Source organism: Candidatus Leptofilum sp. (assembly GCF_965223285.1).
Lineage (GTDB): Bacteria > Chloroflexota > Anaerolineae > Promineifilales > Promineifilaceae > Leptofilum.
This window is the reverse complement of the sequence record NZ_OZ244997.1, coordinates 3,413,630-3,426,044: the sequence shown is the minus strand read 5'-3', so window position 1 is coordinate 3,426,044 and position 12,415 is coordinate 3,413,630. Positions and strand designations below refer to the sequence as shown.

Below are 12,415 nucleotides of genomic sequence, written 5' to 3'. Positions count from 1 at the left end.
AATTTGTAGCCGCGGATTCTTTCCGCGCCTCTAAGACGCAGTAAGAAACTGCGGCTACGTACCCGATAAAACTTGCTGGTTTGTACTTAGCCACAGCCAGAATGTTACGCAGGCGCAGCCTGAACTGAAGAGGGCGCAATAGCCACAGGCTTGTCCTCATACAGATGGCAAGATGCCAAATGATCGGGCTCAATTTGGCGCAAGGGTGGCATATTGGTCAGGCAATGATCCATGCGCTGCGTACATCGCGGATAAAAGCGACAGCCGCTGTCAACCTTAGCCCGCAGCTGCTCATCATCAGGCAGCACAATATCTTTGTCCCACTTCACCGTTGGGTCTGGAACAGGAATAGAACCAATCAGTTCCTGCACGTAAGGATGTTGGGGATTTTCGATAATCTTGATTGTATCCCCCGTTTCAGTCACGCTCCCCTGATAGAGCATAAACATCTCATCCCCAATCTGGTAGGCCGTACTCAAATCATGCGTAATATACAAGAATGAGATATTCCCCTCATCACGCAGGCGCATCATGATGTCCAAAATCATGGCGCGCAGTGAGGCATCCACGGCCGACACCGGCTCATCGGCTACGATCAGCTTTGGCTTTAGCAAATAGGCTCGCGCCACCATCATCCGTTGACGCTGGCCACCGCTTAGCTGGTGCGGGTATTTTTCCAGCACTTCCTCGCCGCGCATACCCACAACATTCAGCGATTCTTCAACCAGCTCACGCGCCTCACGCTTGCTGCTGGCCATCTTAAAGTTCTTGATGACCATATCAAAGATATGCTTGACACGATAAAAAGGATTGTAAACGGCATACGGGTCTTGAAACACAACCTGAACCTGACGCTGATACTCAAACCGCTCCGCCTTGCTCATATCTTTGATGCTCTTACCCTGGTACAAAATGTCGCCGCTGGTGAGGCCGATAAAGCCAAGCACCAGGCCAGCCAGGGTGCTTTTGCCGCTGCCGCTTTCGCCAGCAATGGTCACAATTTTGGCAGGCTTTTCTGGAATTGTTAGATTAAAGTTCTGCAAGGCGACAACCTGTTTGCCGCGACCGCTGCCGTAAACTTTTGTTGCGTTTTGAATTTCTAACAAGTTTGTCATGGCAACCTCCTATATTCCTTCTTCATACAAGTGACAAGCCACTTCATGATTCGGCTTATACGCTTTTAGCTGCGGCCTGACTTCCCGGCAAACATCCATGACGTGGGGGCAACGGAATTGGAAAATGCAGCCGGGCGGAGGATTCCGCAGGTCGTGTGTCAACCCTTCGGTGAGCTTGAGCGGCTTGCGTTCTTTAATGGAGGGAATCGCTTCAATCAGCAGTTGCGTGTACGGGTGCATCGGTTCAGCATAGGCACTATCAACAGGTGCCACTTCAACCATGTTACCCGCATACATCACGGCTAACCTATCTACGAGCTGCGCCATCAGCCCCATATCGTGCCCAATGATGATCATAGAAACATTCATACGGTCGCGGATGTCTAAGATGGTTTGGGCGACGATACGCTGTACAATCACGTCCAAGGCACTGGTTGGCTCATCGGCGATGACCAACGGTGGTTTTAGGGCAATGCCTAGAGCGATACAGGCTCGCTGCTTCATGCCCCCGCTCAACTCGTGCGGATACATGTTGTAAATACGGCTGGGTAGACCAACATCGGTAAACAGCTTTAAGATGCGCTCTTTTAGCTCTTTTTTGGGCTGTTTGCCTTCGTGGGTTTCGATCACGTCGGCAATCTGGTCTTTAATGCGCATCAGCGGGTTCAGCGAGTTCATTGCGCCTTGAGGCACCAAAGCCATTTGTCGCCATCTGGCTCTACGCAGCTCTTCACCCTGTAAACTGGTCACATCAAGACCGTCTATGGTGACACGGCCGTTTACAATGCGTCCCGGCGGCTGTACCAATCTCAAAATCGCCATCGCCGTTGTCGTTTTGCCACAGCCCGATTCACCGATCAAGCCCAAAAGCTCACCGCGCTTCAGGTTAAACGACACGTCATTCACGGCAATTACGTCACCTTTAGGCGTGGCATAATGAACGCTGAAATTCTCCACTTCCAGCACAACATCTTCTGTGTCTAACTTGGTGTCCCACTCTAAAGTCGTTTGTGTGTTTGTCATGGCTTTACACTCCTCTCAGGCGCGGATTGGCAATTTCATCCAGGCCAATATTCATCAAGAATAGCGCAATGAAGATGAGTACCAGGATCATGATGGGGAAGCCCCACCACCACCACATGCCGCGTAAAATTGCCGAGTTACTAATGGCAAAGAAAATCGCCATGCCCAGCGTGGGAATCCGTGTCGGGCCAAGACCCAGCGCTTCCAGGCTGGTCGCTGCCAAAATGTTAGCCGAAACTGTACCGATAAAAGCGGCCGCCAGATACGGCAGCAAGTTGGGCATAATTTCCTTAAACATGATGTCAAAGCTGGATGCCCCAGAAAGCTGCGCCATTTGTACGTAGCCGCGCTCGCGCATACTAAGCACCTGAGCCCGCACATAGCGGGTAGGTCGTGGCCAGGCAAACAGCGCCAGCAGCAAAGCCATATTTTCAATCGTGATCTGATCCACCAGCGCAGCAATCACAATTAGCACGGCCAGTGAAGGAATGGTAATGAACGAGTCTGCCAAAACCTGAATGACCGAATCGATCCAGCCACCTAGATAACCGGCAGAAAAACCCAAAACAATGCCAACAAACATACCAATTCCGGCAGCAATAAAGCCCACGCGCAATGAGCGGGGGGTACCTACTAAAAGCAGTGCCAGCATGTCACGGCCGCTGCTTTCTGTACCTAGCGGATGTTCAATGGAGGGTTCACCAAAGCCAGGCCCCAGATCGCCCGTTACCCAAACGGGTGGGAGGTTGAGCGGAGCAGAGGCCGCACGAGCCAGATCTGTATCCCAAACTAATGGCCCGATAAACTCTAATAAGAAAGCCAGCACAATAATAACTGCACCAACTATCAGTTTGGCGTTATACCAAGGAGAATCAAAACGGCTGGCGCGTGATTTGGTTGGGGAAACTTGATCTGCGGATACTGTGGTCATCACTTAGCTCCTTTCGTAAGTAATCCGCGGATCAATGAGCGGATACAACAAGTCGATAATTAGAACCGCCAGCGACACGCCGAGGATCAAATAGAAGACAATGCCCTGGATGAGGTTGAAATCGGAGTTGAGAATGCCTTGATACAGCAAGAACCCCATGCCGGGATAGGTGAATATCACTTCCACAATCACGGATCCAGCGGCAATGCTGCCTAACGTGAGCGCCAGGGCGGTCATTTGGGGCAAAATGCCGTTGCGAATGCCATACCACATGAAGATTCGGCTGGAACGCAGCCCCTTGGCCTCGGCCAAAACCATGTAATCTTGCCCATCCATGGTGATCATCATGCCGCGCATGCCCAATGCCCAAAAGCCCATTGAGGTGAGGACAATGGCTAAGGCGGGCAGGATGCCATGCTGAATAGCACTGCCAATAAACTCTAAATTCCAACCAGGGGTGATGCCACGGCCGTATGCCCCAGTAAACGGCAGCCACTCTAGCTGAAAGGCAAAGAGAAAGATGAGCAATATCCCCAGCATAAAGGGAGGAATGGCGGTAAAGGTAATGGTCAGGGGTAGCAATCTGCGTATCCAGCGGGGCGTTGGTCGCCAGGCAATCAACGCCCCCACAACATTGCCAATTATGAACGAAAACAAGGTGGCAATCAGCAGTAAACCCAGAGTCCACGGCGCAGCTCTAGCCACCAGGTCATCAACTTCCGCCGGGAAAAACGCCAGCGATGGGCCGGTGTTAAACGTTGCCAAATTGCCTAGATAGCGTATGTATTGAATGTGAACTGGGGCATCAAGGCCAAACCGCTCGCGCCACGCCTCGATCATAGCGTCCGCATTTTCAACTGAGCCACCCTGTGAAATCATACGCCCAATGGTGGCCGTCACCGGGTCTCCCGGCGCCAATCGAGGCACAATAAAAATAATCGTCGCCCCCAACCAGACCGTTAGCAAGAACATGCCCAGTCTTTTGAGAACGTATTCCCTATTTAAACCTCCCATCTGCTTCCTCCTTTTTGCGCTTTACGTAAAAGACCACCGGCAACTTGTCAATCACCGGTGGTCTTGGTTAAGCGCATAGCTTTACTGAGCAGGCTCCAGATTGTGAATAATCACGTGGGTGCTTTGCCACCAGGTTGGTGGATGGATGTATGGATTATCCGATGAAGGCCAATTTGTCCAGTAAGTGGTATTGAATGGAATGATCTTCTTTGCTTGGGTAACCGGAATTACCGGTAACTCATCCATGTAAATTTCTGCTGCCTGAACAAACAGATCATTAATCTGGGGATCACCCAGTGGCAAGACACCAATCTGATCAACCAGTTCACTGTATTCTGCATTTTCCCAGCGCCAGGCGTTCTTGCTGGCTCGTTCACCCACCGGTACCACGTAGTCGTCATTCAGGGTGTCCATAGAAGCCCAGGGTTCATTGATGGAACCGCAAGTCTGCCAGCCGGAGCGTGCATCGTAATTACCGTTGAAGAAGTTGTCCCAGAAGGTGCCGTAGGCAACGTTGCCAGCAGAGGCGTTGATGCCAATGCGCTGCCACTGTTCCACAACAACCTGAGCGATCTTCTGGTTTTCGATGAGTGGTTCAGGGGTTTGGATGTTAATGGCTAATTCCACGCCATCTTTTTCGTAATAACCGGTGCCGTCATTCAGGACATATCCCTTGGATTCGATGATGGCCTTGGCCTGTTCAGGATCAAAGGTCGTGATGGGAGAGGTATCGATCAGGCTCACATAGGGATCAAGTGCTGAATAGGCGGGGAAGAAGAACTCTGACGCTACGGTTGCCCCTTCATAGGCAATGGCAACAACTTCGTCTCGGTCAATAGCATAGTTCAACGCCTTGCGCATATCGGGATCGTTCCATGGCTCAACCGTGAGATTCAACTCAATGTTGCGGGCACAGGGATCTGGCCAGGCATAGGGCAGATCGTTGTAGTAAGCGATGGTATTGGGGTTACGCTGTTGCAGGGCAAAGAAGGCGCCCAGGCTAATGTCCATCAGGCTGTCTAGCCCATCGCTGGCCATGGCGGCAACTTTGGTATCTTCAGTGCCAAACGTCGTCCAAACAAGGCGCTCTGGTGCTGGCAAATCTTGGAAGCCGGCATCTACGCCCCACCAATCATCATCACGGGTATAGACAAACTCTGTTTCGCTAACGCTCTCCAGCAGGTAAGGGCCGGTAAAGACTGGCCAACCCTGATCGGGATCGTAATTGGTGAAGGTGAGCGGGTCTTTGTCTGCCCAAATATGTTCGGGGACGATGTTGAGACGGCCGTAAATCTTCACCGCAAAATGATCCAGCACAAAGCGTGGATTAGGGCCAGTGAGATTAAATTGCGTCGTTAAATCATCCACTTTTTCGACGCTCTCAACCCAGGTAACCATATCGCCAGCCATGTCCAGGTCTGGGTTCTCAAGAAGCATGTTGATTGTGAAGATCACATCGTCTGCATCCATCACCTCGCCATCGCTCCATTTGATGCCTTCACGCAAAGTAATCGTCCAAACATCCCCCGCTTCATTCTGGTCGTAACTTTCACCCAGCCAAGGCATAATTTCACCACTTTCGTAATTCAGAATGAAAAGCGGTTCCATGACGGCCTGGTGGAAGCCCATATCCTCAACCGCGCCGGGGATATATGGATTCCAACTTTCTGGATTAGCAACACGGCCGCCACCAATATCAAAGATAACTGTCTTGCGCCGCAGAGCTTCTCCTTCAGAAAGACTCCCCTCGGCCTCCACTTCCTCGACAATAGTTTCCGTCACGACGCGCGTAACCTCTACCTGGACCTCTTCTCCTTCGATCACTTCAGTGACAGTCTCGGTAATAACGCGAGTGACTTCTACAGTTTCAGTAATTACCTCCGGTGCTCCACCACCGCAGGCAGCCAAAATAGTGAGTGCCACTGCTAATGATAAAATAAGCCAAAGTTTCTGTTTCATTCTTATCCTCCTTCTCAGGTAAGAGTATTAATTTGTTTGAAAAAGGGTCTTCTCAGGGGGAAGTTAACATCATGAAAATAGGGTGACTTTGGATTTCACCTCCTTTTTAAGCAACACAATATCTTATGATTATTCCGTTTTCTGTACCGTGTCGATTTAGAAGCGTAATGTTCAATGAACCACATTTGCGGCTACTCATTTGATTCAAGTTACGAGGGTGCGGAAGTATGAATGCGGATTCATGAATCCGCATTCATACTTTAAACTAGGTGATCCGATTTGTCAATATACTTTTGGGAGATGATCGAGCGTTGACCAGGGTGAAGAACTACTATATATTTGAATCCGCATTCATTTGCTCCAGAAAATAGGTGAATTAATGTCACAACGACAAGTCACATCTTATGATGTTGCCCAACATGCGGGTGTGTCCCAACCGACGGTTTCGCGTGCTTTTGACCCAAATGGAAACATTAATGCTGAAACCCGTGCGCGCGTCTTGCAGGCTGCGGCTGAGTTAGGGTATCAGCCAAATGCAATTGCCCGTGGTCTTACCACCCAACGCACCGACATTGTAGGCATCATTATGGGCAATATTGCTAGAAGTCTCTTTTACCCAAGCGTCTTGGTTGAGTTTACGCGCCGCTTGCAGGCTATGGGTAAACAGGTGTTGCTCTTCAATACGCACGAAACTCGATCGGTAGATGAGATTTTGCCCCGCTTTATGAGCTATCGGGTAGATGCCTTGATTGTTGCCTCTAACACACCGGGTCGTGAACTGATTGACAAATGCACCAGCATGGGGACACCCGTGGTCTTGCTTAACAGAACAGTACCAAACACCACGGCCAATGCCGTCTGCAGCGACAATGAAAAGGGCGGGCGCATGGTTGCTGATTTATTGCTTGACGCTGGCTGCAAGCGGTTAGCTTTTGTAACTGGTGTTGAAGTTACAGTAACGAACGAACTGCGCCAAAAAGGTTTTATGGAGCGGCTCAACGAGCGCGGCTACGGAGATGTTCTGGTAGAGCACGGAGAATATACTTACGACTCTGGTTTTGCAGCCGCGTTGCGTTTGCTAGATCGGGATGACCCACCGGACGGAATTTTCTGTGCAGCAGATATTATGGCTTTAGGTGCAATGGACGCCGCACGCTATCGACTAGGTATTAAAATACCGGAGGAGCTATCGATTGTTGGGTATGATGACATACCTATGGCTAGTTGGCCAGCGTACGATTTAACGACGATTCGCCAATCGGCAACAGCTATGGTGGATGCGGTCGTTCACCTCATTACCCCGCACAAAAACAAAATAATTACTGGGCAGGTTGTTCTGTTGCCTGGGGAGCTAATCCAACGCAGTTCTGCAAGACAGAAAAATGAATGAAGGGCGTTTTTCATGCCCTTGTAAGCCAGTCATTCACATACGAACCAAAAAAAGACCACTTCATGAGAGGTGGCCTTCTTGAGTAAACTTACTGTCGGTTTGATTTTGAGGCAATGCTCAATTCATAACTTTCGTCAAGCCATTTTTCCCATAATGGTTGTGGCATGGGATTTTCAACTTTACGCGTCTGTCCGCGCAATCATCCATTGAATGTTGAATTTGTCGGTGACCATGCCAAAGTTGTTATCGAGAGGAAATGTAACGTTGCCGTTTTCTGACAGTTTTTCAAACACTCTCTGCCGTTCATCCGCATCGGGCGATCCAATAAACAGGGCAAAGTTGCTCCCAACCGTAACTTCATTCCCCGGCATGTCATCTGATGCCTTGAAGTGCACGGAGCCTGCCTTAAACTCCGAATCGAAGATGCGATCTTCCATCCCCTTTGGGACATCGAATGGTGCTTCAGCAACCGTACGCAAAGACGTGATCTTGCCATCTAAACATGATTCGTAAAACTGTAGGGCTTCGTGACAGTTGCCAGAAAACATCAGATATGGAATTGCTAAATTCATTGCTTTTTCTCCTTTGAAAATAAAAACGGAACACAGAGATACACAGAGAAAATATAGAGAGCCACGTAGAAAAGAGAGAAAAATCTGTTCAATTTGTAAAATCAGTTGGTTTTCATTCGTGGTCGTGTGCCGCGCTCATGAAATCTCCTTGAGCATTGTCCGAGCAGGTTGCCTAATGCTTCAACGAACGCTCACGGGGCAATCCGCCTGTCTCCAGAAAATAGGCCAACCCGTCAAGGGCTGAAGCCCACCCACTCATAACAAATTCGCTGTATGCGTCGAGTAGATTGCGCTGAGTCAGACGGACGGTTGTTTTGCCTTCTTCTTCGGTAAACTCGACCCGCACAAGCATCTTTTCATCATGGTAGGCATCAACCAGTTCGTAAGCCAGCAAAACAGGTGGATCATACTCTGTAATTAGCCCATGATGTGGATATTCACCCGTCTCTGGCAATGTCATCAGGTGATGGTATTTGCCGCCAACCTTTGGTTCGATGGTTGATTTGACTTCCGTTGCGTAGCCACACCCCCACCATAGTTCGACCTTGCTTGTTTTGATCCAGGCATCAAAAACGGCCGTTCGCGGCGCATTAAATTGGCGCGTTACAATCAAGGTGCCATTTTCATACGAAACGTCAACACTCATCTAAGTTCCCCTGTTTGCTTGAGATACGCTTCGACATCATCGAACTGTTCCCGCCAGAATTGAGCATAATAATCAATCCAGTCGCGCGCTTGCTCGGCCGCTTCTGGCGCGGCTTGAATAATATATTCGCGTCCACGTTTGGCGCGCCGGATTAGCCCCGCCTTCTCCAGAATGCGGATATGCTTGGAAATGGCCGGTTGCGACATCTGGTAGGGTGCCGCCAGAGTGGTGATGTTGGTTTCCCCCTGGGAAAGCTGCATCAAGATGCCTCGCCGCGTAGCGTCTGATAGTGCCCCAAATATTTGGTCAAGCTGCGGATTATTTATAACCATATGGTTATATGTTAGCTAATCCTTGCAAGAGTGTCAAGCAATGTGGAGGAATTTATATGAGTGGCAGCTGGGGTGAGGTACGGTCGTATTCCCAACACCAACCCCAGAAAGCAAAACAGTGGCTCGGTGAGGAGCCACTGTTACATCACAGAAATCAACGTTGCCTGATTTTTGGCACAGTTATTGCCGATTTTGCGCCAGATAAGCCTCCAGACGGTTCCAGGTTTGGTCAATGCCTGCTTCCACACCCATCTCAAGCACCGCGTCACGATCTTCCTTCGTTGGGTAGCGCACAATGTTATGCACAGTCGTCTGGCCATCTGTTTCTATGAATGTTAGGGTAACTCGACCCACAGGCATCCCCTCAACCGGATTGCCCTCTGCGTCAACAAAGGCATCTTCCATAACAAGTCGCTCTGGGACCTCAATTTCAAGGTAGGTTGCTTTGCCCCAGGATTGCATCCCATCTGGCCCTGCCATGCAGTACAGCCAGGTGCCACCCGGACGAAAATCTATTTCACATACTGGCAAAGACCACCCTTCTGGCCCCCACCAATGTTGTAGATGTTCGGCCGTTGTCCACACCTGCCAGACGAGATCGCGCGGGGCCGCAAAGGTGCGCGTCACTAAAATTTCCTGATCGGAAGGTAAGGTGAGCTGAGTTTTTACCCTTTCATTTGTCATTGTTTTCTTTCTCCTGAGATTGGACTGTTTGTAAATAATCGTCAAGCCGGCTGTAACGGTCTGACCACGATTTTCTGTATCCCTCCAACCACTTGTCTAATTCTTGCAACGGGTCGGGGTTAAGGTGATATAGTCGCATTTGTGCTTCCTTCTCAGCATAGACAAGCCCAGCCTCTCGCAGCAGCCGCAGCTGCTTAGATACACCGGGCTGGCTTATTTCCAATTTATTGACTAATTCGCCAACTGAATGGGGCTGTTCGAGCAAAAAATCGAGAATGCGCCTGCGTGTTGGGTCGGTGACTACGTCAAAAATCGTTGCCATGACTCGCATCATAACTGAGTAGTTATATAACTGTCAAGTTATGTAGCGTTTTAGTCGTTCCCCTTCGACAACACTCCTAGACTGCGGTAAGCTACCCAGCATGTTGAAACTGTTTGATACGTACGAGCGAAAGATACGGCCGTTTACCCCCCTCAATCCACCCCAAGTCAAGCTGTACGCCTGCGGCCTCACCGTCTACGATTATGCCCACATCGGCAACCTGCGCAGCTACATCTTTGAAGACATTTTGCGCCGCGTGCTTGAATTTAACGGGCATGACGTGCTGCACGTCCAGAACATTACCGACGTCGGACATTTGACCGATGACGCCGACGCAGGCGAGGACAAAATGGAAGTAGGCACCCGCCGTGCCGGGAAAAGTGCCTGGGAAATCGCCGAAATTTTCACCGAGGCATTCAAACAAGACCTAGCTCAACTCAACATTCACGAGCCTCACATTTGGTGCAAGGCCACCGACCATATCGCCGAGCAAATTGCCATGATTCAGTGCATTGAGGCCAACGGCTACACCTACCGCACCAGCGATGGCATCTACTTTGATACTTCCCGATTGGATGATTATGGCTATATCGCCCGGCTTAACATTGAAGGCTTGCAGGCGGGCAGCCGAGTGGCGATAAGCGAAAAGCGTAACCCCACCGACTTTGCCCTATGGAAGTTCAGCCCGCCGGACGCGCAGCGACAGATGGAGTGGGACAGTCCGTGGGGCGTCGGCTTCCCCGGCTGGCACATCGAATGCTCGGCGATGGCAGTGAAATATTTAGGCACCTACTTCGACATCCACTGCGGGGGTGAAGACCACATCATGGTGCACCATCCCAACGAGATTGCCCAGATGCAGGCGTGCCACAACACGCGGCTGGCCAACTTTTGGCTGCACGGCTACTTTTTGCAGCTCGATGGCCTCAAGATGTCCAAATCATCCGGTGACTTTTTGCGACTGCAAACGATCATTGATCGCGGTTACGACCCGCTGGTTTACCGTTACTTTTGCCTGGGCGGGCATTATCGTTCCAAGCTCACCTTTAACTGGCAAGCGATGGATGGCGCGGCCACAGCGTTGCAAAGATTGCGTACGGCCGTTTCCCAATGGCCCGATCCCACTCAACCAGATGAAACTTTCCTCGCCAACTTTACCAACCAGGTGAACGATGATTTGAACATGCCCCGCGCCCTGGCTGTGACCTGGAATTTGGTTAAAAGCGATATGCCCAATGGCACAAAAAAGGCAACGATTGTGGAGTTTGACCGCGTGCTAGGCTTAAGGCTAGCCGATTGGCAGCCAGAAGCTGAACAACCCATTCCCAATGAGGTGCAGGCGTTGGCAGCCCAAAGGCAAGCCGCCCGCGCCGCCAAAGATTGGGCGCAGGCCGATGCTTTACGTGACCAAATCGCCGCCGCAGGCTACGACATCACCGACACGCCCAGCGGCCCCGAACTGAAGCCACGAGCCGCCAATGCGTGAGCGGTACAAAACCATCTATCTGTCACCCCATCTGGATGATGCGGCACTCTCCTGTGGCGGGCGGATTTATTTGGAAACGGCCGTTTCCCATCCAGTTCTCATCGTTACCCCAATGGCGGGCTCACCGGCACTCGGCGTTCAACTTTCTGACTTTGCCCAGGAGCTACACCAACGCTGGGAGTTACCGCAAGCGGCCGTGCGTACTCGCCGCGCCGAGGATGTTGCTGCTTGCCAGATTCTTGGTGCAGATTTTGTGCATTGGGACGTGCCAGATTGCGTCTACCGTACCGATCCGGCGACTGGTGAGCCATGCTACTCCACCTGGGAAAGCATCATCACCACCCAGCACCCCGCTGATGATGCCGTAATCGCCCAGCTTGCAAAGCAGTTTGCCCAACTTCCCCCCGCCGATGAAGTTGTGGTGCCGCTCACCGCGGGCCAGCATGTGGATCATCGGCTGGTGCGGCAGGCGGCAGAGCTGGCTTTTGGGGTAGAGCAGCTTCTTTATTATGAAGATTATCCATATGCGGCCAATGCGGGAGCGGTAACGGCCGTTCTCCATCCAACTATGCAGTCTACCCAAATTATGCTGCCAGAAACGGCCGTTGCCGCCAAAATCGATGCAATTTGGGCCTACGCCTCGCAGCGCAGCAGCTTCTTTGCCAGCCGCCGGGATGCCGACCACAAGATCCGTACTTACGCTTCCCAGGTTGGTGGCGAGCGGTATTGGCGATGGGTGAATGGCTAGGTAGTTTGGGAATACGGCCGTATCCCGTTAAGATTCCGTTGTTTTTACCCATAGAATATCCCATTAGTACCGGCCAGCTTGATTATTTGCTTGGGGTCAACTTATAATAAACCCGCACACAAGGAGACAGACCACAGCTAACCATGGGGCGATTAACGACCAGACAACTTGCCAGCAAGAGAGGCCGTCAAAA

General features: G+C 50.9%; 13 protein-coding genes. 3 read left to right on the top strand and 10 right to left on the bottom strand.

The window, feature by feature from the left end:
• Positions 1–104: 104 nt before the first annotated feature.
• The 5 genes from ACOQPU_RS15530 to ACOQPU_RS15510 all read right to left on the bottom strand — a co-directional run bounded on the left by ACOQPU_RS15530 (position 105) and on the right by ACOQPU_RS15510 (position 6,042).
• Positions 105–1,115, bottom strand: a complete 1,011-nt coding sequence (locus ACOQPU_RS15530) for an ABC transporter ATP-binding protein (protein WP_420640746.1) — start codon at positions 1,113–1,115, stop codon at positions 105–107.
• Positions 1,116–1,124: 9 nt separating this feature from the next.
• A complete protein-coding gene (locus ACOQPU_RS15525) occupies positions 1,125–2,138 on the bottom strand; it encodes an ABC transporter ATP-binding protein (RefSeq protein ID WP_420640745.1) in 1,014 nt (337 codons plus the stop codon).
• 4 nt (positions 2,139–2,142) lie between these two features.
• A complete protein-coding gene (locus ACOQPU_RS15520) occupies positions 2,143–3,069 on the bottom strand; it encodes an ABC transporter permease (protein ID WP_420640744.1) in 927 nt (308 codons plus the stop codon).
• 3 nt (positions 3,070–3,072) lie between these two features.
• Entirely contained in the window at positions 3,073–4,083 is a 1,011-nt protein-coding gene (locus ACOQPU_RS15515) for an ABC transporter permease (protein ID WP_420640743.1), read from the bottom strand.
• A gap of 81 nt (positions 4,084–4,164) precedes the next feature.
• Positions 4,165–6,042: an ABC transporter substrate-binding protein gene (locus tag ACOQPU_RS15510; protein ID WP_420640742.1), complete on the bottom strand. Its 1,878-nt coding sequence runs from the start codon at positions 6,040–6,042 to the stop codon at positions 4,165–4,167.
• A gap of 379 nt (positions 6,043–6,421) precedes the next feature.
• Between ACOQPU_RS15510 and ACOQPU_RS15505 the strand changes: the two genes are divergently transcribed.
• Positions 6,422–7,432 carry a LacI family DNA-binding transcriptional regulator gene (locus ACOQPU_RS15505; protein WP_420640741.1) on the top strand — a complete coding sequence of 337 codons (1,011 nt, stop codon included), beginning with the start codon at positions 6,422–6,424 and terminating at the stop codon, positions 7,430–7,432.
• Between the two features lie 179 nt (positions 7,433–7,611).
• On the opposite strand, the gene ACOQPU_RS15500 is transcribed toward ACOQPU_RS15505, so the two are convergent.
• The 5 genes from ACOQPU_RS15500 to ACOQPU_RS15480 form a co-directional block, all read right to left on the bottom strand.
• The gene (locus tag ACOQPU_RS15500; protein WP_420640740.1) at positions 7,612–8,004 is read right to left on the bottom strand and encodes a VOC family protein; all 393 of its coding nucleotides are present in this window, start codon (positions 8,002–8,004) and stop codon (positions 7,612–7,614) included.
• Positions 8,005–8,176: 172 nt separating this feature from the next.
• Entirely contained in the window at positions 8,177–8,650 is a 474-nt protein-coding gene (locus tag ACOQPU_RS15495; protein ID WP_420640739.1) for an SRPBCC family protein, read from the bottom strand.
• A complete protein-coding gene (locus tag ACOQPU_RS15490; RefSeq protein WP_420640738.1) occupies positions 8,647–8,982 on the bottom strand; it encodes an ArsR/SmtB family transcription factor in 336 nt (111 codons plus the stop codon). Before ACOQPU_RS15490 ends, ACOQPU_RS15495 begins: the two co-directional genes overlap by 4 nt.
• 180 nt (positions 8,983–9,162) lie before the next feature.
• A complete protein-coding gene (locus ACOQPU_RS15485) occupies positions 9,163–9,666 on the bottom strand; it encodes an SRPBCC domain-containing protein (RefSeq protein ID WP_420640737.1) in 504 nt (167 codons plus the stop codon).
• Positions 9,656–9,988 (bottom strand): ArsR/SmtB family transcription factor, encoded by a 333-nt coding sequence (locus ACOQPU_RS15480; RefSeq protein ID WP_420640736.1) that lies wholly within the window; start codon positions 9,986–9,988, stop codon positions 9,656–9,658. Before ACOQPU_RS15480 ends, ACOQPU_RS15485 begins: the two co-directional genes overlap by 11 nt.
• Before the next feature lie 100 nt (positions 9,989–10,088).
• Between ACOQPU_RS15480 and cysS the strand changes: the two genes are divergently transcribed.
• Positions 10,089–11,474 carry a cysteine--tRNA ligase gene (gene cysS, locus ACOQPU_RS15475; protein WP_420640735.1) on the top strand — a complete coding sequence of 462 codons (1,386 nt, stop codon included), beginning with the start codon at positions 10,089–10,091 and terminating at the stop codon, positions 11,472–11,474.
• The gene (locus tag ACOQPU_RS15470) at positions 11,467–12,222 is read left to right on the top strand and encodes a PIG-L deacetylase family protein (RefSeq protein ID WP_420640734.1); all 756 of its coding nucleotides are present in this window, start codon (positions 11,467–11,469) and stop codon (positions 12,220–12,222) included. The genes cysS and ACOQPU_RS15470 overlap by 8 nt, the downstream gene beginning before the upstream one ends.
• Positions 12,223–12,415: the final 193 nt, after the last annotated feature.

What these genes read in the sequence shown, in the direction of transcription:
- ACOQPU_RS15530 (WP_420640746.1), bottom strand. Translation starts at nt 1,115, where the DNA reads ATGACAAACTTGTTAGAAATTCAAAACGCAACAAAAGTTTACGGCAGC.
- ACOQPU_RS15525 (WP_420640745.1), bottom strand. Translation starts at nt 2,138, where the DNA reads ATGACAAACACACAAACGACTTTAGAGTGGGACACCAAGTTAGACACA.
- ACOQPU_RS15520 (WP_420640744.1), bottom strand. Translation starts at nt 3,069, where the DNA reads ATGACCACAGTATCCGCAGATCAAGTTTCCCCAACCAAATCACGCGCC.
- ACOQPU_RS15515 (WP_420640743.1), bottom strand. Translation starts at nt 4,083, where the DNA reads ATGGGAGGTTTAAATAGGGAATACGTTCTCAAAAGACTGGGCATGTTC.
- ACOQPU_RS15510 (WP_420640742.1), bottom strand. Translation starts at nt 6,042, where the DNA reads ATGAAACAGAAACTTTGGCTTATTTTATCATTAGCAGTGGCACTCACT.
- ACOQPU_RS15505 (WP_420640741.1), top strand. Translation starts at nt 6,422, where the DNA reads ATGTCACAACGACAAGTCACATCTTATGATGTTGCCCAACATGCGGGT.
- ACOQPU_RS15500 (WP_420640740.1), bottom strand. Translation starts at nt 8,004, where the DNA reads ATGAATTTAGCAATTCCATATCTGATGTTTTCTGGCAACTGTCACGAA.
- ACOQPU_RS15495 (WP_420640739.1), bottom strand. Translation starts at nt 8,650, where the DNA reads ATGAGTGTTGACGTTTCGTATGAAAATGGCACCTTGATTGTAACGCGC.
- ACOQPU_RS15490 (WP_420640738.1), bottom strand. Translation starts at nt 8,982, where the DNA reads ATGGTTATAAATAATCCGCAGCTTGACCAAATATTTGGGGCACTATCA.
- ACOQPU_RS15485 (WP_420640737.1), bottom strand. Translation starts at nt 9,666, where the DNA reads ATGACAAATGAAAGGGTAAAAACTCAGCTCACCTTACCTTCCGATCAG.
- ACOQPU_RS15480 (WP_420640736.1), bottom strand. Translation starts at nt 9,988, where the DNA reads ATGGCAACGATTTTTGACGTAGTCACCGACCCAACACGCAGGCGCATT.
- cysS (WP_420640735.1), top strand. Translation starts at nt 10,089, where the DNA reads ATGTTGAAACTGTTTGATACGTACGAGCGAAAGATACGGCCGTTTACC.
- ACOQPU_RS15470 (WP_420640734.1), top strand. Translation starts at nt 11,467, where the DNA reads ATGCGTGAGCGGTACAAAACCATCTATCTGTCACCCCATCTGGATGAT.